Source organism: Streptomyces ardesiacus, from assembly GCF_003112575.1.
In the GTDB taxonomy this organism is placed as follows: Bacteria; Actinomycetota; Actinomycetes; order Streptomycetales; family Streptomycetaceae; genus Streptomyces; species Streptomyces ardesiacus.
On sequence record NZ_BEWC01000001.1, the window covers coordinates 579610 to 599934 of the forward strand.

Genomic DNA, 20325 nt, shown 5'->3' on the forward strand with positions numbered 1-20325 from the left:
CCCGAGCGTGACGATTCTGGAGAACATCCGGGGACCACGCGACCTGAAGGCGCTGTCCGAGGCGGAACTCGGTGAACTGTCCGACGAGATACGTGACTTCCTGGTGCACGCGGTCGCCCGCACCGGCGGTCACCTCGGACCCAACCTCGGCGTGGTGGAACTCACCGTCGCCCTGCACCGGGTCTTCGAGTCGCCGGACGACCGCATCCTGTGGGACACCGGCCACCAGAGCTACGTGCACAAACTCCTGACGGGACGTCAGGACTTCTCCAAGCTGCGCAGCAAGGGCGGCCTGTCCGGCTACCCCTCGCGCGAGGAGTCCGAGCACGACGTCATCGAGAACAGCCACGCCTCCACCGTCCTCGGCTGGGCCGACGGCCTCGCCAAGGCCCGCCAGGTGCAGGGAGAGCGCGGCCACGTCGTCGCCGTCATCGGCGACGGCGCGCTCACCGGCGGCATGGCCTGGGAGGCGCTGAACAACATCGCGGCGGCCAGGGACCGGCCGCTGATCATCGTGGTCAACGACAACGAACGCTCGTACGCCCCGACCATCGGCGGCCTCGCCAACCACCTGGCGACGCTGCGCACCACCGACGGCTACGAGCGGGCCCTGGCCTGGGGCAAGGACGTGCTCCAGCGCACACCCCTGGTCGGCCACACCGTCTACGAGGCCCTGCACGGCGCCAAGAAGGGCTTCAAGGACGCCTTCGCCCCGCAGGGGCTCTTCGAGGACCTGGGACTGAAGTACCTCGGCCCGATCGACGGGCACGACATCGGCGCCGTCGAGTCGGCGCTGCGCCGCGCCAAGCGCTTCCACGGACCGGTGCTGGTGCACTGCCTCACCGAGAAGGGCCGCGGCTACGAACCCGCCCTGCGCGACGAGGAGGACCACTTCCACACGGTCGGCGTGATGGACCCGCTCACCTGCGAGCCGCTGAGCCCCGCGGGCGGTCCGTCCTGGACCTCCGTCTTCGGCGAGGAGATCGTCCGGATCGGCGAGGAGCGCGAGGACGTGGTCGCGATCACGGCGGCCATGCTGCACCCGGTCGGACTGGCCCCCTTCGCCGAACGGTTCCCCGACCGCGTCTGGGACGTCGGCATCGCCGAGCAGCACGCCGCCGTGTCCGCCGCCGGACTCGCCACCGGCGGACTGCACCCGGTGGTCGCCGTGTACGCCACCTTCCTCAACCGCGCCTTCGACCAGCTCCTGATGGACGTGGCGCTGCACCGCTGCGGCGTCACCTTCGTCCTGGACCGGGCCGGTGTCACCGGCGTCGACGGGGCCTCGCACAACGGCATGTGGGACATGTCCGTCCTCCAGGTCGTCCCCGGGCTGCGCATCGCCGCGCCGCGCGACGCCGACCAGTTGCGCGCCCAGCTGCGCGAGGCGGTCGCCGTGGACGACGCGCCGACCCTGCTGCGCTTCCCGAAGGAGTCCGTCGGCCCCGCCGTACCCGCCGTCGACCGGATCGGCGGCCTGGACGTCCTGCACGCCGCGGACCGGCCCGAGGTGCTGCTGGTGGCCGTGGGCGTCATGGCGTCCGTCTGCCTCGGGGCCGCCGAACTCCTCGAGGCCCGCGGCATCGGCTGCACCGTCGTCGACCCGCGCTGGGTCAAGCCCGTCGACCCGGCGCTCGCCCCGCTCGCGGCCCGGCACCGTCTGGTCGCCGTCGTCGAGGACAACAGCCGCGCCGCCGGGGTCGGCTCCGCGGTGGCGCTGGCGCTCGGCGACGCCGAGGTCGACGTCCCGGTACGCCGCTTCGGCATCCCCGAGCAGTTCCTCGCGCACGCCAAGCGCGCCGAGGTGCTCGCGGACATCGGTCTCACCCCGGTCGACGTCGCCGGCCGGATCGGCGCGAGCCTGGCCCTCGCCGAACCGGCCGGGGAACCGGCGGTGGAACAGTCCGGCGACGGACGGAACGTCATGTCAGCGCAAGGAGATAACTGAATGACCAAGGAGTTCGACCTCGCCGCGCTCTTGGCCGAGCGCGGGGCCGAGCGGTACGAGCTGCACGCCAGGCACCTCAACCACCAGTTGCCGCGCATGCTGCGCACCATCGGCTTCGACAAGGTCTACGAGCGGGCCGAGGGCGCGCACTTCTGGGACGCGGAGGGCAACGACTACCTGGACATGCTCGCCGGGTTCGCGGTCATGGGCCTGGGCCGCCACCACCCCGTCGTCCGCAAGGCGCTGCACGACGTCCTCGACGCCTCCCTCGCGGACCTGACCCGGTTCGACTGCCCCCCGCTGCCCGGCCTGCTGGCGGAGAAGCTGCTCTCCTACAGCCCCCACCTGGACCGCGTCTTCTTCGGCAACAGCGGCACCGAGGCCGTCGAGACCGCGCTGAAGTTCGCCCGCTACGCCACGGGCAGACGGCGGATCCTCTACTGCACGCACGCCTTCCACGGACTGACCACCGGCTCGCTCTCCGTCAACGGCGAGGACGGCTTCCGCAAGGGCTTCGCCCCGCTGCTGCCCGACACCGCCGTACCCCTCGGCGACCTGGAGGCCCTGGCACGGGAGCTGAAGAAGGGCGACGTGGCCGCGCTGATCGTGGAGCCGGTCCAGGGCAAGGGCGTGCACGAGGCCCCGCCCGGCTACCTGCGCGCCGCGCAGGAACTGCTGCACCGGCACAAGGCGCTGCTGATCGCGGACGAGGTGCAGACGGGTCTCGGCCGCACCGGGAAGTTCTACGCCTACCAGCACGACGACGGCGCCGAACCCGACCTGGTCTGTGTCGCCAAGGCACTGTCCGGCGGGTACGTACCGGTGGGGGCCACCCTGGGCAAGGACTGGATCTTCCAGAAGGTGTACTCCTCGATGGACCGGGTGCAGGTCCACTCGGCGAGCTTCGGGTCCAACGCGCAGGCCATGGCGGCCGGACTCGCCGTGCTGTCCGTGATGGAGAACGAGGAGATCGTGGCGAACGCCGCCGCGGTGGGGGAGCGGCTGAAGTCCCGGCTGGCCGCGCTGGTGGACCGCTACGAACTGCTCGCCGACGTCCGGGGCCGCGGACTGATGATCGGCATCGAGTTCGGCCGGCCCAGCTCCCTGAAGCTGCGCAGCCGCTGGACGATGCTGCAGGCCGCGCGGAAGGGACTGTTCGCGCAGATGGTGGTCGTGCCGCTGCTGCAGCGGCACCGGATCCTGACCCAGGTGTCCGGCGACCACCTGGAGGTGATCAAGCTGATCCCGCCGCTGATCATCGACACCGACGACGCCGACCGGTTCGTGGACGCCTTCACGGAGGTGATGGAGGACGCGCACCACGGCGGTGGCCTGATGTGGGACTTCGGGAAGACCCTGGTCAAGCAGGCGGTGGCCAACCGCTGAGCCGTCCCGCGGGTCTTTGCCTCTGAGGCAAGGAATTTGCCCGTTGGGCAAAGTTCGGGCTGAATGGAGGCATGAGCTCCTCCGAGACCGGCCCCGCCGAGGGGGCGGTCGCCGCCGTGGCGCCCCAGCTGCGCGAGCTGCGGCGGCGGGCCGCCCTCACCCTCGAGGCGGCGGCCCGCGCCGCGGGGCTGTCGCCCGCCCACCTCTCCCGCCTGGAGACCGGGCAGCGCCAGCCCTCGCTGCCGATGCTGCTCGCCCTCGCCCGTGTCTACGGTACGACCGTCGCCGAGCTGCTGGGCGAGACGGCCGCCGACCGGGACGCCGTCGTGCGCGCCGCGGACATGGAACCCACAGCCGCCGGCGGCTGGACGTACTACCGGGCGGGCGCGCCGGGCCGCGGCATGCAGGCCCTGCGGGTCCAGGTGCCCCACGGCTCCCAGGGCGACGTCGTGCGGGTGCACCCCGGGGAGGAGTGGCTCCACGTCCTGCGGGGGCGGCTGCGGCTGCGCCTCGGGGACAGCGAGCACCGGCTCACCGCGGGGGACAGCGCCCACTTCGACTCCATGACCCCCCACCGGATCGCGGCCCAGGACCCCGACGGGGTCGAGCTGCTCTTCGTCCACACCCTGCTGCAGAGCCCGACGGCCGCACTGTGCCTCGGCCCGACCCCTGGAGAGACGCCATGAGTGCCATCGAGGACAAGTTCCCGCGCGCCCTGTGGGTGCGGCTGGTCATCTACATCGCCCTGGGGCACGTCTTCGGCGGCTTCCTCTACCTGCTGTTCGAGGTGGGCGCCAAGTAGCGCCCGCCGTCCGCGAAGGCGCGAAGAAGGGGTGACTCAGTCCACCATCCGCTCGCGCAGGCGCTCCCGGGTCCCCGGAGTGAGCCGCAGCCCCTGCTCCAGGTAGGCGTCGACGCCGCCCCAGGTCTCCTCGATCGTCTCGAAGGCCGCCGCCAGGTACTCGGCGCGCGCGTCGAACAGGGGGCTGAGCAGCTCCATGACCTCGGGGGAGTAGGCGGAGGCGTCGGAGCTGCTGCGGTGCACCTTGTAGCGGCGGTGCGTGGCGTTGGACTTCAGGTAGTCCTCGACGATCGCCTCGCGCTCGACGCCCAGGGCGAGCAGGGTGACCGCGATCGACAGGCCCGCGCGGTCCTTGCCGGCCGCGCAGTGCATCAGCGCGGGCACGCTGTCCTCGGCGAGCGCGTGCAGGATCCGGGAGTGCTCCGCGGTGCGCTCCGTGACGATCGAACGGTAGGAGGCGATCATCCGGTGGGCGCCCTTGCCGTCGCCGAGGATCCCGTGCAGTTGGCCGAGGTCTCCGTCCCGGACCATCTTCCAGAACTCGGCCCCGTCCGCCGGGTCGCTCAGCGGCAGGTTCACATTGCGCACGCCGGGCAGCTCGACGTCGGGGCCCTCCAGCTTCTGGTCGGCCGCGTTGCGGAAGTCGAAGACCGTGTGCAGGCCCAGCGAGGCCAGGAACGCGGTGTCCTCGCCGGTGGCGTGCGCCAGGTGGCCGCTGCGGAACAGCACTCCCTGCCGTACCCGCCGACCGTCCACGGTCGGCAGTCCGCCCACGTCCCGGAAGTTGCGCACGCCGCTCAGCTCGGGTTCGGTCGACGGGACCTGCTGCGTCACGGGGGCTCCTCCCACTCCGTCCCGCCGCCGCTGCTCGCCGGCGGGTGCCACTCGACGATACGGCATGACCGGTACGGGAAAGCCGTTCCGAGCGGGGTAGTGCGTGCCGTTAAGGACCTTCTGTCCGAATTGGCACCTAAGTGGTAACTGACCCTGAAATGGCGGTGGGTGGGCAGGGGACGCGTGAGCAGCGTCATATCCGTGACCGAGCGTCGTCCGTCATGTTCACGTAATGGGGCCGATTTCCAAGGGAATTCAAGGAAAGCGGTGCGACGGAAATCGACGCAGTGTTACCGCGTTTTCCCGTAAAGGATCAATGGAAACTCCTGTCGCGGGAGCCTCTCGCTTGTTTCCGTGCGTCCCGGTCCCTTACGTTCACCACCGATCCGGACGGACGCCTAATCCTGCCGCCGACCGGAGCCCGCACTCATCCACCACCCGTACACGGCAGGAGCGGGGGACCCACAGGTAGAACTGCCTGTTCCGGTTCCCGGAACGGCTTGGGGTAAAGCCGCGTTCCGACGTGGCCGGGCATCTCCAGCCCGCACCCGACAGCTCACCTCGCAGGCGCCGGAGAGGAATTCGCCATGCCCGCGAAGGGTAAGCACCGCCGTACCAGGGCCCTGCGCCTGACCCGCACCATCGCCGTCGCCGGAACCGGTGGCGCCGCGCTCGCGCTCCCGCTGCTGGGTGCCGCCGCCGCCAACGCCGCCCCCGCGCACTCCGTTTCCGAGCAGTCCGTGCAGTCCGTTCCGACGTCGGCCAAGAAGGCCGCCGCGAACGGCTCCGAGAAGAACTCGGATTCCCGGACGTACACCGTGAAGAGCGGTGACTACCTTTCGAAGATCGCCGAAGAGCAGCACGTCGACGGCGGCTGGAAGAAGCTCTACGCGGACAACCGCGAGGCCGTCGGTTCCGACCCGTCGCTGATCCACCCCGGACTCCGGCTGTCGATCGGCGCCGCGGCGGCCAAGTCGTCGGCGCCGTCCTCCGCGCCGTCGCAGAAGCCCGCCGAGAAGCCCGCCGAGAAGACCGCAGCGAAGCCCGCCGCCGAGAAGCAGGCGGACGCCGCGACGACCTCCTCCTCGCAGTCCTCGAACACCGGCACCCAGTCCGCGGGCACCACCAGCGGCTACACCTCCCCCGTCGCGGGCGGCACCGTCGGTACCCCGTACCACCAGTCCGGCAGCATGTGGTCCAGCGGCTACCACACCGGCACCGACTTCGTCGTCCCGACCGGCACCTCCCTCAAGGCCGTCGGCGCGGGCACCGTCGTCTCCGCCGGCTGGGGCGGCGCGTACGGCAACCAGGTCGTCATCAAGCTCGCCGACGGCCACTACGCCCAGTACGCCCACCTCTCCTCGCTCTCCGTCTCCGCCGGCCAGTCGGTGACGGCGGGCCAGCAGGTCGGCCTCTCGGGCGCCACCGGCAACGTGACCGGCCCGCACCTGCACTTCGAGATCCGCACCACGCCGGACTACGGCTCCGACATCGACCCGATCGCGTTCCTGCGCTCGCACGGCGTCTCCGTCTGACGACCGCTTCGGCGCGGTCGCCGCGCCCCGAAGGCCGGACCCCGATCCCCGGGTCCGGCCTTCGGCGTACCCGGTGTCCGCCGGACCCGCCCTCCGCCGTATTCCGGAATTGACGAACACTTTAGGCGTGGCCTTTCTCACCGCCCGTCAACCCCTTCCTACGGTCGCGTAGGTCACATTCCAAGGTGAATCATGGGCCGACGTGGCAGACGATTCGAAGAGTGACAGCAGAGCAGTGATCGGGTCGTACGTGGCGGTGGGGGACAGCTTCACCGAGGGCGTCGGCGACCCCGGCCCCGACGGGGCGTTCGTCGGCTGGGCCGACCGACTGGCCGTCCTGCTCGCCGACCGGCGCCCCGAGGGCGACTTCACGTACACGAACCTCGCCGTGCGCGGCAGGCTCCTCGACCAGATCGTGGCGGAACAGGTCCCGCGGGTCGAGGCCCTCGCGCCGGACCTGGTCTCGTTCGCGGCGGGCGGCAACGACATCATCCGGCCCGGCACCGACCCCGACGAGGTCGCCGAGCGGTTCGAACGGGCGGTGGCCGCGCTGACCGCCGCGGCCGGCACCGTCCTGGTGACCACCGGGTTCGACACCCGCGGGGTGCCCGTCCTCAAGCACCTGCGCGGCAAGATCGCCACGTACAACGGACACGTCCGCGCCGTCGCCGACCGCTACGGCTGCCCCGTGCTGGACCTCTGGTCGCTCCGCGGCGTCCAGGACCGCAGGGCGTGGGACGCGGACCGGCTGCACCTGTCGCCGGAGGGCCACACCCGCGTGGCGCTCCGTGCCGGACAGGCCCTGGGCCTGCGCGTCCCGGCCGATCCCGACCAGCCCTGGCCGCCCCTGCCGCCGCGCGGCACGCTGGACGTGCGCCGCGACGACGTGCACTGGGCGCGCGAGTACCTGGTCCCGTGGATCGGGCGCCGGCTGCGCGGCGAGTCGTCGGGCGACCACGTGACGGCCAAGGGAACGCTGTCGCCGGACGACATCAAGACGCGGATCGCCGCGGTGGCCTGAGCCGGGAGCGGGTCTCCGGCGTCCGTGCGGCGTCCCCCCGACGTCGCGGGGGCGCCAGGTCCGCCCGCTCCAGGCCCAGTTCGCGGGCCAGTGCCTCGTCCGTCCACTCCTGTGCCCGGGCCCGCGACACCGCGCCCGCGTACGACGTGAGCTGCACCGCCAGCCCGTCCAGCAACGCCGTCAGGCGCAGCGCGGCGGCCTCGGGCTCGGCGCAGGAGAACTCGCCGGCGGCCGCGCCCTCCGCGATGACGGCGGCGATCGCCGCCTTCCACTGCCGGTCCAGCTCGCGCGTCACCTCCCGCAGCGCGGGTTCGCGCGGCGCCGCCGCCCAGCCCTCGATCCACAGCCGCCAGCCCTCGGCCCGGCCGGTCGGCGCGTACCACCGCACGGCCGCCCGCAGCCGGCGCAGTGCCGTCGTGCGGCGGGCGAGCAGCTTGTGCAGATGGGCGAGATCGGCCTCGGCGGCGTGCCGGAACGCGGCGGCCACCAGCCGCTCCTTCGTCGAGAAGTGATAGAGCACCAGGGCGTTGCTGACCCCGAGCGCGGCGGCGACGTCGGCGATCCGCAGCGCCGCCACACCCCGCGCCGACATCTGCTCGACGGCCGCCCGCAGCAGCTCCTCGCGCCGCTCCGCCACGCTCAACCGGACTCTCCCCACGCCCGTCACCCTATACAGACGCCCCAACGTGCGACGACGCCCTTCCGGATCACCCCGGGCCGGGAACACGGACGCGGCATCCGTCGTTCGAGTGGCGTAGGACGAGACCAGCACGACGATCGCCTGAAGCACTCCACCTGGAGGTACCGTGGCCGCTTTCCGTTCCCCGAGTCCCGGGTTCAGCGTGCCGCGGCCCGCGGCCTTCGGCGCGGACCCGGGTGGCGCGCGCATGGCCCGCATCCGCCGATCGCCCCACTTCCGCGACGGCGTCTTCCAGAACCCCGGCGGTACCGCACGGACCCGGCCCTCCGGGTCGGCCAAGGAGTTCGCCAAGATCTACTTCGACAAGCAGGCGCGGCTGGCCCGGTCCCCGCGGGGCCCGGTCCCGGTGCACGCCACCACCCTGGCCGACCTCGCCCGGCCGCCCGCCACCGGACTGCGGCTGACCTGGATGGGCCACTCCAGCGTGCTCGCCGAGATCGACGGGCAGCGCGTGCTCTTCGACCCGGTGTGGGGCGAGCGCTGCTCCCCGTTCCCCTTCGCCGGGCCCAAGCGTCTGCACGCGGTCCCGCTGCCCCTGGCCGCCCTCGGCCCCGTCGACGTCGTCGTCATCTCCCACGACCACTACGACCACCTGGACATGCCGACCATCAAGGCGCTGGCCGGCACGGACACCGTCTTCGCGGTGCCGCTGGGCGTGGGCGCCCACCTCGAACACTGGGGCGTTCCCGCCGGCCGGCTGCGGGAGCTGGACTGGCACGAGTCGACCCGCGTCGGCGGCCTCACCCTCACCGCCACCCCGGCCCGGCACTTCTGCGGGCGCGGGCTGCGCAACACCCAGCACACCCTGTGGGCGTCCTGGGTCGTCGCCGGGGAGGGGCACCGCGTCTACCACAGCGGCGACACCGGCTACTTCGACGGCTTCCGGGAGATCGGCGCCGCGCACGGCCCGTTCGACGCCACGATGATCCAGCTCGGGGCGTACGCCGAGTTCTGGCCGGACATCCACATGACCCCCGAGGAGGGCGTCCGCGCCCACCTCGACCTCCAGGGCGGCGAGCCCCACGGCGCGCTGCTGCCGATCCACTGGGGGACCTTCAACCTGGCGCCGCACGCGTGGGCGGAGCCGGGGGAGTGGACCCGGGACGCGGCCGAGGAGGCCGGCCAGGCGGTGGCGTTCCCGCGGCCGGGCGAACCGTTCGAGCCGGCGGGGGAGTTGCCGGCGGAGGCGTGGTGGCGGGCGGTGTCCGGGCCGATCGCCAAGCCGTGGCACCGTCCGCGCGTCGCCGAGGACGTGGCCGGGATGCGCCAGGGGGACCTCGGCCTCGCCGGCGGGCGGTAAGGCCGCGGCCGGAAACGTATGACGACCCGAGCGGCACCCAGGCGAGCCCCTGGCGTGCCGCGGGCGCGGCACTGCCCACCATGGAGGAACGGGTCGTCGAGGGATTCGTGGTCGCCCTGGGCCACACCCGGGCGCATCCGCTCTTCGGCGGACTGCTGTGCCTGGAGCCCGAGGTGGTGCTGCCGTACCTGACCGTGCACGGGGGTTCCTCGCTGGCCGCCACCGTCGACTACCTGACGGGCCACCTGCGGCGTGCCCAGCAGGCCGAGGGCCGCCCCGACGAGGACCCGCGGCCCGTCGCCGAACTCATGGTGCGGGTGGCCGTCTCCTTCCTGCTCAACCCCGTCGGCTGCATCGAGACGGAGGACGCGGACCAGGCCCGCGCCTTCGCCCGCCGCTGCCTGGCACCCTTGCTCACGGCCTGAACCGCGCGGCGCCCGGCCGGCCGCTTCAGTGCCGCAGGTGCAGGGCCCGGGCCGGCCGCACGGCCCGCGCACGGGCGGCCGCCGGCACCTCGAAGGAGGTCAGCGCGACCGGCGGGGCGAACCGCTGCACGGTCGTCGACTGCAGCGACGTGAACGCCCGCAGCCCCTGCGCGCCGTGGATCCGCCCGAACCCGGAGTCCCCGGAACCGCCGAACGGCAGCGCCGGCACGGCCGCGAAGCCCAGCACCGAGTTCACCGACACCGCCCCCGCGCGCAGTCGCGCCGCGATCGCGGCCCCGGCGCGCCGGTTCCCGCAGAACACGGCGGCCCCCAGGGCGTACCGCGAGTCGTTCACCCGGGCCACCGCCTCGGCCACGTCGGCCACGTCGGCCACCGCGTTGACGGCGACGACCGGTCCGAACGTCTCCTCCTCCGTCGTCGCCGCCGCGTCCTGGGGCACTCCGGTCAGCGCGACGGGCGCGACGTAGGGCGCCCGGACCGACTCGGGCCCGCCCAGCAGGGCCCGCGCACCCGAGGAGACCGCCCCGGTGACATGCCGCTCCACGGTCGCGGCCTGGCCCGGCAGGGTCATCGGACCGTAGTGCGCGTCGCCGGAACCCGCAGGCGGACATCGCCCGCGTCCGACTGGCCGTCAACGTCACGCTCGGTGACCGAATTTGATCGAGCCCGACCGGTTCTCCGTCGTTCCGGAACGGTTGCGTATCCGGCTTATCGGGCTGTCGTACGAGGCCTCATACCAGAGCGGGACGTTGGCCGGGGGACTTTGGCAACTGCCCACCGCACATGAGGGGCAGGCGACTACTGTCAGTGTCCGTCGGGCGACGTAGGGCCGACCCACCAGTACACGGACCAGTACGAGGACACCGATGTCTCACCTCCGCGCACCGGCCGCGCGCGCAGACCGCCGCGAGGGCGGGCGGCACGGCCGGCCGGCCCCACGTACCACCGCAGCGCCGACCGAGACGCACCTACGGCCCCAGCTCCTGCGGCTCGCCGTCCTGCCGCCGGTCGCGGTCGCGCTCAGCGCCTGCGCGGTCGTCCTGTTCACCGTCCGGTCCACCGGCGCCCGGCCCGGCCCCGTCCTGTGGGGCGTGCTCGCCGGGGCGGTCTCGGTGACCCTCGCGGCCGTCGTCATCGCCGCCGTCGCCGCCGACCGCGCCGCCCGGTCGGTGCACGACCGCGTCGGCGTCCTGCGCCGCGGCACCGCACGCCAGGAGGGCGAACTGCGCGCGGTCGTCGAGGCGTTGCGCCGGGGCGAGACCCCCTCCCCGCGCACCCCGCGCGGCGCGCCGCCGCACGACGCCGACGACTTCGAACTGCTCGCCGCCGACCTCTCCCGGGCCCACGACGGCGCCGTCACCGCCGTGGTCCGCGCCGCCCAGCTCTCCAGCCAGGCGGGCAGCGAACAGAAGCTGGAGGTCTTCGTCAACCTCGCCCGGCGCCTGCAGTCCCTCGTGCACCGGGAGATCTCCATCCTGGACGAGCTGGAGAACGAGATCGAGGACCCCGACCTCCTCAAGGGCCTCTTCCACGTCGACCACCTCGCCACCCGCATCCGCCGCCACGCCGAGAACCTCGCCGTGCTCGGCGGCGCCGTCTCCCGCCGCCAGTGGAGCAACCCGGTCGACATGACCGAGGTGCTGCGCTCGGCCATCGCCGAGGTCGAGCAGTACTCCCGGGTCCGGCTGGTCCCGCCGATCGACGGCACCCTGCGCGGCCACGCCGTCGCCGACGTCATCCACCTGCTGGCCGAACTCGTCGAGAACGCCACCCTGTTCTCCGCCCCGCAGACCCAGGTGCTGATGCGCGCCAACCTGGTCACCTCGGGCCTCGCCGTCGAGGTCGAGGACCGCGGGCTCGGCATGCCCGTCGGCGAGCAGGACCGGATGAACGCCCTGCTCGCCGACCCCGACCAGGTCAACGTCGCCCGCCTGCTGGCGGACGGGCGCATCGGGCTGTTCGTCGTCTCCCAGCTCGCCAAGCGGCACGGGATCACCGTGCGGCTGCAGACCAACATCTACGGCGGGGTCCAGGCCGTCCTGGTCCTGCCGCAGGCGCTGCTGGGCGCGGAGCCGGGCGCCCCCACCGAGGACGCGGCCCGGCCGACGGAGGCCGCCGTGGCCGGGCCGGTGCCCCTGCCGGCGCCCCGGCAGCAGGTGCGGGCCGTGGCTCCCGCGGTGCCGACGGCGGTCGCGTACTCACCCGCTCCGGCCGGTCCGTCGCCCGTCGCGCCCGTGACCGCTCCCGCCCCCGCGCCCGCTGCGGAGCCTGTTCCGGTACCCGGCCCTGCGCCCGTTGCCGTTCCGGCGGTGACCGAGCCGGTGCGGGTGCGCAGGGCCGACGGCGAGCCCGTGCCGCTGCCCGTGCGCGGCACCCACCGGAACCGGCCCACCCCGGCCGCGGCCGTCCCCGGCGTGCGGCCCGAGGACCGGGGTGCCGTCGCCGAGCACACGGCCACCCCGCCCGTACCGCGGCACAGCGCGGTGCGGGGCACCATGGGCAAGCCCCAACTGCCGCGCCGCCGGGCCCAGGAGCACATCGCGCCCCAGTTGCGCGGTGGTCCCGCGCCCCGCCAGGAACCCGAGCAGTACACCGGGCACGACCCCGGCCTGATGGCGGCCTTCCAGCGCGGCATCGGCCTCGCCGAGGCCCAGCAGCACGCCGAAGCCCCACCCCTCACACCGACCCACGGCACCCCGGGCGCATCCGCCGAATGACCGACCCCGCAACCGCCCCCACGACAACCCCCACGACCGCCCCCGCAACCACCCCCACCCGAACGACCCGCGCTCCCGCAGACCTTCGTACCCCAAGGAGTCGATCCACCATGGCGAGCGATGCGCCGACCGGCCACGTGTCCGACCTCGACTGGCTGATGAGCGGCCTCGTCCAGCGCGTGCCGCACACGAGCAGTGCGGTGCTGCTGTCCGCCGACGGACTGGTGAAGTCCGTCCACGGCCTCGACCCCGACAGCGCCGACCACATGGCGGCCCTGGCCTCCGGCCTGTACTCCCTCGGCCGCAGCGCCGGCGTCCGCTTCGGCGACGGCGGCGACGTGCGGCAGGTCGTCGTCGAACTCGACTCGGCCCTGCTCTTCGTCACCACCGCCGGCTCCGGCACCTGCCTGGCCGTGCTGGCCGGCCGCGAGGCCGACGCGGCCGTACTCGGCTACGAGATGGCGATGCTGGTCAAGAGCGTCCGCCCCTACCTGGTCACCGCGCCCCGGCAGCACGCCGTCGAACCCCCGGCGATGAGGCCTTGACGGTGGCCGCGGCCGGCGACGGGCCCTGGCTCGACGACGCGGCCGGACGGCTGGTGCGCCCCTTCACCGTCAGCAACGGCCGTACCCGGCCCACCGTCGCGCTCGACCTGATGTCCCAGGTCATGGCCACCGGGGCGACCCCCCTCGGCTACCTCGGGCCCGAGCACACCCAGGCACTCGACCTGTGCCGCGGACCCCTCCCGGTCGCCGAACTCGCCGCCCGTCTGCGGCTTCCGGTGGCGGTCACCAAGGTGCTGCTCTCGGACCTCGTCGACTGCGGCGCGCTGACCACCAAACCCCCCGCCGCGTTCCACCACCACCCCACGGACCGGGCCCTTCTGGAGGCAGTGCTCGATGGACTACGACGACAGCTCTGACCACGCCCACGGCGAAGGCGCCGACCCGTTCCCCACCGCCCTGAAGATCCTCGTGGCGGGCGGATTCGGCGTCGGCAAGACGACCTTCGTCGGCGCCGTCAGCGAGATCGCGCCGCTGAGCACGGAGGAACTGCTCACCACGGTCAGCGCCGCGACCGACAACCTCGACGGAATCGAGAACAAACTCGAAACGACCGTGGCCATGGACTTCGGCCGCCTCACCCTCGACGCCCAACACGTCCTGTACCTGTTCGGAACGCCCGGCCAGGAACGGTTCTGGTTCATGTGGGACGAACTGTGCGAAGGCGCGCTCGGGGCGGTGGTCCTCGCGGACACCCGACGCCTGGAGGAGTCCTTCGCGGCCGTCGACTTCTTCGAGGAGCGCGGCCTCGGCTTCGTCGTCGCGATCAACGAGTTCGACGGCTCCTACCGCTACGACCCCGAGGAGGTGCGCGCGGCCATGGACCTCCACCCCGAGATCCCCATCGTGCGCTGCGACGCCCGGATCTCCAGCTCCGGCGTCCAGACACTGCTCACCCTCGTACGCCACCTCATCGCCCACACCCCGGCCCCCGTCCCGGGGTTCGGCGCCGGAGTCCGCCCATGAGCTACGACCCGCCGCGCCCGGCCGGACGTCTGCTGCTCACCCCCGAGGACCGGGAGGCCCCCGCCCGGGTACGGCGCCTGCGTTCGCTCGGCCTGGCGGAGCGCCCCGATCCGGCCCTCGACGCGTTCGCCGGCCACCTCGCCGGCCTCGCCGAGGCGCCGTACGCCATGGTCAACTTCCTGGTGGAGGGCGGGCAGTTCTTCGCGGGCCTGCGGGTGCCGGACGCCGCGCCGGTGACCGGCGCGGACGGGAGCCGCCCCGAGTTCGGCCGGGTCCAGCCCCGTGACCACGGCTTCTGCCCCCACGTGGTGGTCCGGCGCAAGGCGCTGGTCCTGGAGGACGTGCGCGACTACCCGCGCTTCGCGGGCAACCCGGTCGTCGACGCCTTCGGCATCCGCTCCTACCTGGGCGCCCCGCTCATCGACAGCACGGGGACGGTCCTCGGCACGGTGTCGGCCGCCGACGTGCGACCCCGGACCTGGGGGACCGCGGGCCTGGCGACGATCAAGTCGGCGGCGGCCGACCTGGTCCGGCGGATCGAGCGCAGCGCGGAGGACGGGCTGCCCCTGTGAGCGGGGACCGGCCTGCGCGGCGGCCCGCGCGGACGGCGTGAAGGAAAGCTGCGGGCGGGTTTAAGAAAGGCTCGATGGACCGGGGGCGGTGACGTACGGCAGATTGCTGTGCGATTCCCCTCCCCTCCCCGGACGCGGGCCGCTTCGGCGTGCCCGGCGCCGGGACCTCACCCCGTCAGGAGCCGAAGCGTTGAAGGCGCTGGTCAAGGAGAAGGCGGAGCCCGGGCTGTGGCTCGCGGACGTCCCGGAGCCCGTCGTCGGACCCGGTGACGTCCTCATCAAGGTGCTGCGCACCGGCATCTGCGGCACCGACCTGCACATCCGGGCCTGGGACGGCTGGGCGCGGCAGACCATCCGCACGCCGCTCGTCGTCGGCCACGAGTTCGTCGGCGAGGTCGTCGACACCGGCCGTGACGTCACCGACGTCAAGCCCGGCGACCGCGTCAGCGGCGAGGGCCACCTGGTCTGCGGCAAGTGCCGCAACTGCCTGGCCGGACGGCGCCACCTGTGCCGCGCCACCGTCGGCCTCGGCGTCGGCCGGGACGGGGCGTTCGCCGAGTACGTGGCCCTGCCCGCCGGCAACGTCTGGGTGCACCGCGTCCCCGTCGACCTCGACGTCGCCGCGATCTTCGACCCGTTCGGCAACGCCGTGCACACCGCGCTGTCCTTCCCGCTGGTCGGCGAGGACGTCCTCATCACCGGCGCCGGACCCATCGGCCTGATGGCCGCCGCCGTGGCCCGGCACGCGGGCGCCCGCAACGTCGTCATCACCGACGTGAGCGAGGAGCGGCTGGACCTCGCCCGCAAGGTCGGCGTCAGCCTCGCCCTGAACGTCTCGGACGCCACCATCGCCGACGGACAGCGCGCACTGGGCCTGCGCGAGGGCTTCGACATCGGCCTGGAGATGTCCGGCCGCCCCGAGGCCATGCGCGACATGATCACCAACATGACGCACGGCGGCCGGATCGCCATGCTCGGCCTGCCCGCCGAGGAGTTCGCGGTCGACTGGGCCCGGATCGTCACCTCCATGATCACCGTCAAGGGCATCTACGGCCGCGAGATGTTCGAGACCTGGTACGCCATGTCCGTGCTGCTCGAAGGCGGCCTCGACCTCGCCCCGGTGATCACCGGCCGGTACTCCCACCGCGACTTCGAGGCCGCGTTCGCCGACGCGGCGAGCGGCCGCGGCGGCAAGGTCATCCTCGACTGGACCGCGTAAGTCATCTGCCTTCCTAGGAGCTTCTGAGATGTTCGACTCCGTGCGCGACGACCTGCGCACCACCCTGGACGAGATCCGCGCCGCCGGCCTGCACAAGCCCGAGCGCGTGATCGGCACCCCGCAGTCCGCGACCGTCGAGGTCACCGCGGGCGGCAGCCCCGGCGAGGTCCTCAACTTCTGCGCCAACAACTACCTCGGCCTCGCCGACCACCCCGACGTCGTCGCCGCCGCCCACGAGGCGCTGGACCGCTGGGGCTACGGCATGGCCTCCGTCCGCTTCATCTGCGGCACCCAGGAGGTGCACAAGGAACTGGAGGCCCGGCTCTCCGCGTTCCTCGGCCAGGAGGACACGATCCTCTACTCCTCCTGCTTCGACGCCAACGGCGGTGTCTTCGAGACCCTCCTCGGCCCCGAGGACGCGGTGATCTCCGACGCCCTCAACCACGCCTCGATCATCGACGGCATCCGCCTGTCCAAGGCCAAGCGCCTGCGCTACGCCAACCGCGACATGGCCGACCTGGAGACGCAGCTCAAGGCCGCGGGCGAGGCCCGCCGCAAGCTGATCGTCACCGACGGCGTCTTCTCCATGGACGGCTACGTCGCCCCGCTCGACGCGATCTGCGACCTCGCCGAGCGCTACGACGCCATGGTCATGGTCGACGACTCGCACGCCGTCGGCTTCGTCGGCCCCGCCGGACGCGGCACCCCCGAACTGCACGGCGTCATGGACCGCGTCGACATCATCACCGGCACCCTGGGCAAGGCGCTGGGCGGCGCATCCGGCGGCTACGTCGCCGCCCGCGCCGAGATCGTCGCCCTGCTGCGCCAGCGCTCCCGCCCGTACCTCTTCTCCAACACCCTCGCCCCGGTGATCGCCGCCGCCTCCCTCAAGGTGCTCGACCTGCTGGAGTCCGCCGACGACCTGCGGGTGCGGCTCGCCGAGAACACCGCCCTGTTCCGCCGCCGGATGACCGAGGAGGGCTTCGACATCCTCCCCGGCGACCACCCCATCGCGCCGGTCATGATCGGCGACGCCTCCGAGGCGGGCCGCATGGCGGAGCTGCTCCTGGAGCGCGGCGTGTACGTGATCGGCTTCTCCTACCCGGTCGTCCCGCAGGGACAGGCCCGCATCCGCGTCCAGCTCTCCGCCGCCCACTCCACCGACGACGTGCACCGCGCGGTGGACGCCTTCGTCGCGGCCAGGGAACAGCTCGCGGCCTGACGCCCCCGCTGACCTGAGAGAATCGATCCCATGATCGAGGCGCGGCGGCTGCACATCCTGCGAGCGGTGGCGGACCACCGCACCGTGACGGCGGCGGCCGCCGCGCTGTACCTCACCCCGTCCGCGGTCTCCCAGCAGCTGGCCGCCCTGGAACAGGAGACCGGGCACCGCCTCGTCGAGCGCGGCGCCAAGGGCGTACGGCTGACCCCGGCCGGCGAGATCCTGCTCAGCCACACCAACGCCGTCCTCGCCCAGCTGGAGCGGGCGGAGGCCGAGCTGGCGGCGTACGGCTCGGGCGAGGCCGGCACGGTCACGGTGGCCTCCTTCGCGACCGGCATCGCCCTCGTCGTCGCCCCCGCCCTGGCCCGCCTCGCCGCATCGGCGCCCGGCATCCGCATCCGCGTCCAGGACGCCGAGGGCGACGCCAGCCTGCCGATGGTCCTGGACCGGCAGGTCGACGTGGCCGTCGCCGTCGAGTACCGCGGGGCGCCCGCCGCCGACGACCCGCGCCTGACCCACGTCTCCCTGTACGCCGAGCCCTTCGACGCGGTCGTCCCGGTCGCGCACCGCCTCGCCGACGCCGAGGTGGTGCCGCTCGCCGAGCTGGCCAAGGACACCTGGATCGGCCCCTACCCGGGCAACCCCTGCCACGACGTGGTCGTGCTGGCCTGCGAGAGCGCCGGGTTCCAGCCCCGCCTCGCGCACTCCTCGGACGACTTCCGCGCCGTGGTGTCCCTCGCCGCCGCCGACGCCGGGGTGGCGCTCGTCCCGCGCTCGGCGCTGCACGGCACCGACCTCACCGGCGTGGTCGTCCGCCCGGTCGACGGGGTCGCGCCCACGCGCCGCGTCTTCGCGGCCGTACGCCGGGGAGCCGAGGAACACCCGCTGATCCGCCCCGTCCTCGACGCCCTCGGCGAGGCGTCCCGGGCCTGAGACCCGGGCCTGGGACGGGCGGCCCCGTCCCCTGCGACCCGCTCCCGCGTCCCCGGGTGGTTGTCAGTGGCGGCGGATAGCGTGCCTGCCATGCCGGACGCAGAAGACGTACGCCGTATCGCCCTGTCCCTCCCGGACACGACGGAGAAGATCGCCTGGAGCATGCCCACCTTCCGGGTCGCGGGGAAGATGTTCGCGACGCTGCCCGAGGAGGAGACCTCCCTCGCGGTGCGCTGCCCGAAGGAGGAGCGCGACGAACTGGTGCTGGCGGAGCCGGAGAAGTTCTGGATCGCCGGACACGAGGCACAGTTCGCCTGGGTCCGGGCCCGGCTGGCCGCGCTGGAGGACGAGGACGAGCTGCGCGACATCCTCGCCGACTCCTGGCGGCAGGCGGCCCCGGCCCGGCTGCTGGAGGCCCACCCCCGGCTGGGGCTGCCCGCCGGGAGCTGAAAACCGCTCGGGCGTTGTCAGTGCCCCGTGGCATGATCCGAAGACGTGCTCGACAGCCGGGACCGGAGGGGGGTCCCGGCCGTCGGACGCAGGGGTGCGACGGGGAGTCAAGGGGAGTCAAGGGGAGTCAAAGGGGAGGGGAGAGCGCGGCATGGCCGGTACGTCGGTGCGGCCGACGGGGGCGCGAGCCGTCTGGTCGCGGGACTTCGCGCTGTTCTTCACCGCCCGGGCCGTGGCCCGGCTCGGCGACACCATGCTGCCCGTCGCGCTCGCCGCGGGCCTGCTCCAGCACGGGTACGGGGCGGGCGCGGTCGGCCTCGCCATGGCCGCGACGGCCGCCGCCTTCGCCGGTCTCGTCGTCTTCGGCGGCGTCCTCGCCGACCGCTTCAGCACCCGCAAGCTGATGATCGGCGCCGACCTCGTGCGGCTCGGCACCCAGGCGCTGGCCGCCGTGCTGTTCTACTCCGGGCACGTCGTGCTCTGGCAGATCTGTGCCATCGGGTTCGCCAACGGCGTCGCGGGCGCCGTCTTCCAGCCCGGCGTCGCCAGCACCGTGCCCCGGCTCGCCTCCGACGTCCAGGGCGCCAACGGCGCGATACGCGTCGCCGAGTCAGCCGCCCAGCTCGCCGGCCCCGCCGCGGCGGGCCTCCTGGTCGGCTTCGCCTCCCCCGGCGGGGTCTTCGCCGCACACGCCGCCACGTACGCGCTCAGCGCCCTGTGCCTGCTGCTGCTCCGGCTGCCCCCGCTCGCGCCGGGGAGCCGGCCGGCGTCGTCCGGGCGGGGGAGCGGGGGCAAGGCCTTCCGCGCCGACCTCGCCGAAGGGTGGCGGGAGTTCCGTTCGCGACCGTGGCTGTGGAGCGTCATCGCCGTCTGGTGCGTGTACATGATCGCCGTCTGGGGCCCGACCGTGCCGCTGGTCGCCACCGAGGTGGTGCAGGAGCACGGCCCGCGCGCCTACGGACTGGTCAACTCCGCCCTCGGCGCGGGCACCGTCGTCGGCGGACTGCTCGCACTGCGGCTGCGGCCCCGCCGCATGCTCCGGGCCGGCGCCGTCGGCCTCGTCGGTTTCGCCGCCTTCCCCGCGATCGTCGGAGCCGGGCTCGGCCTGCCCGCCATGGCCGCCGGGGCCGCCGTCGCCGGGGCGGGCATGTCCTTCTGGGGCGTGATGTGGGCGACCAGTGTGCAGACCCAGGTCCCGCCGGACGTCCTCAACCGCATCCACGCGTACGACGTGGCGGGCTCCCTCGCCATGATGCCCGTCGGCCAGGCCCTCGCGGGACCGGCCGCGTCGGTCCTCGGCGCCGACCACGTGCTGCTCCTCTCCGGCGCGACGAGCTTCGCCGTGTGCGCCGCCCTGCTCCTGATACCGGCGGTGCGCGGGCTGGTCCGGGTGGAGGCGGCGACGGGCCCGAGCGGCGCCCCGGCCCCGACCGAGCCGCCGTCCCGCACACAGAAGTGCTGACGCCGCCGGACCAGGGCCCCGAAAAGCGGTGCGCGACCACGGGCCCGAGTGCGGTATGGTTTTCCTGCGCGTTCAGCCGGGGGAAACCCCAGGTCAGGCGGGCAACGGGACGTGGCGCAGCTTGGTAGCGCACTTGACTGGGGGTCAAGGGGTCGCAGGTTCAAATCCTGTCGTCCCGACTGGAGACAGTCCTTGATCGAGGGGCGGTTTCGGAGGAATCCGAAACCGCCCCTCGATTGTTCTCCCTGC

19 protein-coding genes, 1 tRNA gene, 2 pseudogenes and 1 riboswitch are annotated in these 20325 nt (G+C 73.3%); of the genes and pseudogenes, 19 read left to right on the forward strand and 3 right to left on the reverse strand.

Features of this window, described 5'->3' with window-relative positions:
- Window positions 1–7 precede the first annotated feature (7 nt).
- The 4 genes from dxs to Sdi02f_RS02390 all read left to right on the forward strand — a co-directional run bounded on the left by dxs (window position 8) and on the right by Sdi02f_RS02390 (window position 4136).
- Window positions 8–1948, forward strand: a complete 1941-nt coding sequence (gene dxs, locus Sdi02f_RS02375; RefSeq protein WP_030403756.1) for a 1-deoxy-D-xylulose-5-phosphate synthase — start codon at window positions 8–10, stop codon at window positions 1946–1948.
- Window positions 1949–3334 carry an aspartate aminotransferase family protein gene (locus Sdi02f_RS02380; protein ID WP_030403755.1) on the forward strand — a complete coding sequence of 462 codons (1386 nt, stop codon included), beginning with the start codon at window positions 1949–1951 and terminating at the stop codon, window positions 3332–3334.
- A gap of 71 nt (window positions 3335–3405) precedes the next feature.
- Window positions 3406–4020: a helix-turn-helix domain-containing protein gene (locus Sdi02f_RS02385; RefSeq protein ID WP_031086347.1), complete on the forward strand. Its 615-nt coding sequence runs from the start codon at window positions 3406–3408 to the stop codon at window positions 4018–4020.
- The gene (locus Sdi02f_RS02390) at window positions 4017–4136 is read left to right on the forward strand and encodes a DUF6126 family protein (protein ID WP_007389118.1); all 120 of its coding nucleotides are present in this window, start codon (window positions 4017–4019) and stop codon (window positions 4134–4136) included. Before Sdi02f_RS02385 ends, Sdi02f_RS02390 begins: the two co-directional genes overlap by 4 nt.
- Before the next feature lie 36 nt (window positions 4137–4172).
- Here the strand turns inward: Sdi02f_RS02390 and Sdi02f_RS02395 are convergent, their stop codons facing one another.
- Window positions 4173–4970: a tyrosine-protein phosphatase gene (locus tag Sdi02f_RS02395; protein ID WP_030403753.1), complete on the reverse strand. Its 798-nt coding sequence runs from the start codon at window positions 4968–4970 to the stop codon at window positions 4173–4175.
- A 425-nt stretch (window positions 4971–5395) separates the two neighbouring features.
- Window positions 5396–5555: riboswitch (cyclic di-AMP (ydaO/yuaA leader) on the forward strand.
- Between the two features lie 2 nt (window positions 5556–5557).
- Between Sdi02f_RS02395 and Sdi02f_RS02400 the strand changes: the two genes are divergently transcribed.
- Together Sdi02f_RS02400 and Sdi02f_RS02405 are read left to right on the forward strand one after the other, a co-directional pair.
- On the forward strand, window positions 5558–6505 hold the full coding sequence (locus tag Sdi02f_RS02400; protein ID WP_031086348.1) for a M23 family metallopeptidase: 948 nt from the start codon (window positions 5558–5560) through the stop codon (window positions 6503–6505).
- Between the two features lie 235 nt (window positions 6506–6740).
- Window positions 6741–7526 carry an SGNH/GDSL hydrolase family protein gene (locus Sdi02f_RS02405; RefSeq protein ID WP_030403751.1) on the forward strand — a complete coding sequence of 262 codons (786 nt, stop codon included), beginning with the start codon at window positions 6741–6743 and terminating at the stop codon, window positions 7524–7526.
- Here the strand turns inward: Sdi02f_RS02405 and Sdi02f_RS02410 are convergent.
- The gene (locus Sdi02f_RS02410; RefSeq protein ID WP_078869598.1) at window positions 7498–8184 is read right to left on the reverse strand and encodes a TetR family transcriptional regulator C-terminal domain-containing protein; all 687 of its coding nucleotides are present in this window, start codon (window positions 8182–8184) and stop codon (window positions 7498–7500) included. The genes Sdi02f_RS02405 and Sdi02f_RS02410 overlap by 29 nt on opposite strands.
- Before the next feature lie 148 nt (window positions 8185–8332).
- On the opposite strand from Sdi02f_RS02410, the gene Sdi02f_RS02415 reads away from it, so the two are divergent.
- Window positions 8333–9526, forward strand: coding sequence for an MBL fold metallo-hydrolase (locus tag Sdi02f_RS02415; RefSeq protein WP_031086352.1), 1194 nt, complete (start codon window positions 8333–8335; stop codon window positions 9524–9526).
- Between the two features lie 59 nt (window positions 9527–9585).
- Window positions 9586–9951: pseudogene (locus tag Sdi02f_RS02420) on the forward strand (TetR/AcrR family transcriptional regulator); the annotation flags it as partial.
- Between the two features lie 25 nt (window positions 9952–9976).
- On the opposite strand, the pseudogene Sdi02f_RS02425 reads toward Sdi02f_RS02420, so the two are convergent.
- A pseudogene (locus tag Sdi02f_RS02425) lies at window positions 9977–10561 on the reverse strand (aldehyde dehydrogenase family protein); the annotation flags it as partial.
- Window positions 10562–10838: 277 nt separating this feature from the next.
- Between Sdi02f_RS02425 and Sdi02f_RS02430 the strand changes: the two are divergent.
- From Sdi02f_RS02430 to Sdi02f_RS02480, 11 genes are all read left to right on the forward strand, one after another.
- Window positions 10839–12689, forward strand: coding sequence for a sensor histidine kinase (locus Sdi02f_RS02430; protein ID WP_108932612.1), 1851 nt, complete (start codon window positions 10839–10841; stop codon window positions 12687–12689).
- Between the two features lie 110 nt (window positions 12690–12799).
- Window positions 12800–13234 carry a roadblock/LC7 domain-containing protein gene (locus Sdi02f_RS02435; protein WP_030403746.1) on the forward strand — a complete coding sequence of 145 codons (435 nt, stop codon included), beginning with the start codon at window positions 12800–12802 and terminating at the stop codon, window positions 13232–13234.
- Between the two features lie 2 nt (window positions 13235–13236).
- Entirely contained in the window at window positions 13237–13611 is a 375-nt protein-coding gene (locus Sdi02f_RS02440; RefSeq protein WP_030403745.1) for a DUF742 domain-containing protein, read from the forward strand.
- Window positions 13589–14218 (forward strand): GTP-binding protein, encoded by a 630-nt coding sequence (locus Sdi02f_RS02445; protein ID WP_030403744.1) that lies wholly within the window; start codon window positions 13589–13591, stop codon window positions 14216–14218. The genes Sdi02f_RS02440 and Sdi02f_RS02445 overlap by 23 nt, the downstream gene beginning before the upstream one ends.
- Complete coding sequence (locus tag Sdi02f_RS02450; protein ID WP_030403743.1) at window positions 14215–14790, forward strand: GAF domain-containing protein; 576 nt, start codon at window positions 14215–14217, stop codon at window positions 14788–14790. Before Sdi02f_RS02445 ends, Sdi02f_RS02450 begins: the two co-directional genes overlap by 4 nt.
- Before the next feature lie 190 nt (window positions 14791–14980).
- Window positions 14981–16009, forward strand: a complete 1029-nt coding sequence (gene tdh, locus Sdi02f_RS02455) for an L-threonine 3-dehydrogenase (RefSeq protein ID WP_030403742.1) — start codon at window positions 14981–14983, stop codon at window positions 16007–16009.
- 28 nt (window positions 16010–16037) lie between these two features.
- Entirely contained in the window at window positions 16038–17231 is a 1194-nt protein-coding gene (locus Sdi02f_RS02460; protein ID WP_108932613.1) for a glycine C-acetyltransferase, read from the forward strand.
- Window positions 17232–17261: 30 nt separating this feature from the next.
- A complete protein-coding gene (locus Sdi02f_RS02465) occupies window positions 17262–18164 on the forward strand; it encodes a LysR family transcriptional regulator (protein WP_108932614.1) in 903 nt (300 codons plus the stop codon).
- A gap of 90 nt (window positions 18165–18254) precedes the next feature.
- Window positions 18255–18614, forward strand: a complete 360-nt coding sequence (locus Sdi02f_RS02470; protein WP_030403739.1) for an MmcQ/YjbR family DNA-binding protein — start codon at window positions 18255–18257, stop codon at window positions 18612–18614.
- 151 nt (window positions 18615–18765) lie between these two features.
- Complete coding sequence (locus Sdi02f_RS02475) at window positions 18766–20076, forward strand: MFS transporter (protein WP_108932615.1); 1311 nt, start codon at window positions 18766–18768, stop codon at window positions 20074–20076.
- Window positions 20077–20181: 105 nt separating this feature from the next.
- Window positions 20182–20255, forward strand: a tRNA-Pro gene (locus Sdi02f_RS02480).
- Window positions 20256–20325: the final 70 nt, after the last annotated feature.

Bases quoted from the DNA above. Each gene is read 5' to 3' on its own strand.
- Sdi02f_RS02380 (WP_030403755.1), top strand. From the start codon at position 1,949: ATGACCAAGGAGTTCGACCTCGCCGCGCTCTTGGCCGAGCGCGGGGCC.
- Sdi02f_RS02385 (WP_031086347.1), top strand. From the start codon at position 3,406: ATGAGCTCCTCCGAGACCGGCCCCGCCGAGGGGGCGGTCGCCGCCGTG.
- Sdi02f_RS02390 (WP_007389118.1), top strand. From the start codon at position 4,017: ATGAGTGCCATCGAGGACAAGTTCCCGCGCGCCCTGTGGGTGCGGCTG.
- Sdi02f_RS02400 (WP_031086348.1), top strand. From the start codon at position 5,558: ATGCCCGCGAAGGGTAAGCACCGCCGTACCAGGGCCCTGCGCCTGACC.
- Sdi02f_RS02430 (WP_108932612.1), top strand. From the start codon at position 10,839: ATGTCTCACCTCCGCGCACCGGCCGCGCGCGCAGACCGCCGCGAGGGC.
- Sdi02f_RS02435 (WP_030403746.1), top strand. From the start codon at position 12,800: ATGGCGAGCGATGCGCCGACCGGCCACGTGTCCGACCTCGACTGGCTG.
- Sdi02f_RS02445 (WP_030403744.1), top strand. From the start codon at position 13,589: ATGGACTACGACGACAGCTCTGACCACGCCCACGGCGAAGGCGCCGAC.
- Sdi02f_RS02450 (WP_030403743.1), top strand. From the start codon at position 14,215: ATGAGCTACGACCCGCCGCGCCCGGCCGGACGTCTGCTGCTCACCCCC.
- Sdi02f_RS02460 (WP_108932613.1), top strand. From the start codon at position 16,038: ATGTTCGACTCCGTGCGCGACGACCTGCGCACCACCCTGGACGAGATC.
- Sdi02f_RS02465 (WP_108932614.1), top strand. From the start codon at position 17,262: ATGATCGAGGCGCGGCGGCTGCACATCCTGCGAGCGGTGGCGGACCAC.
- Sdi02f_RS02470 (WP_030403739.1), top strand. From the start codon at position 18,255: ATGCCGGACGCAGAAGACGTACGCCGTATCGCCCTGTCCCTCCCGGAC.
- Sdi02f_RS02475 (WP_108932615.1), top strand. From the start codon at position 18,766: ATGGCCGGTACGTCGGTGCGGCCGACGGGGGCGCGAGCCGTCTGGTCG.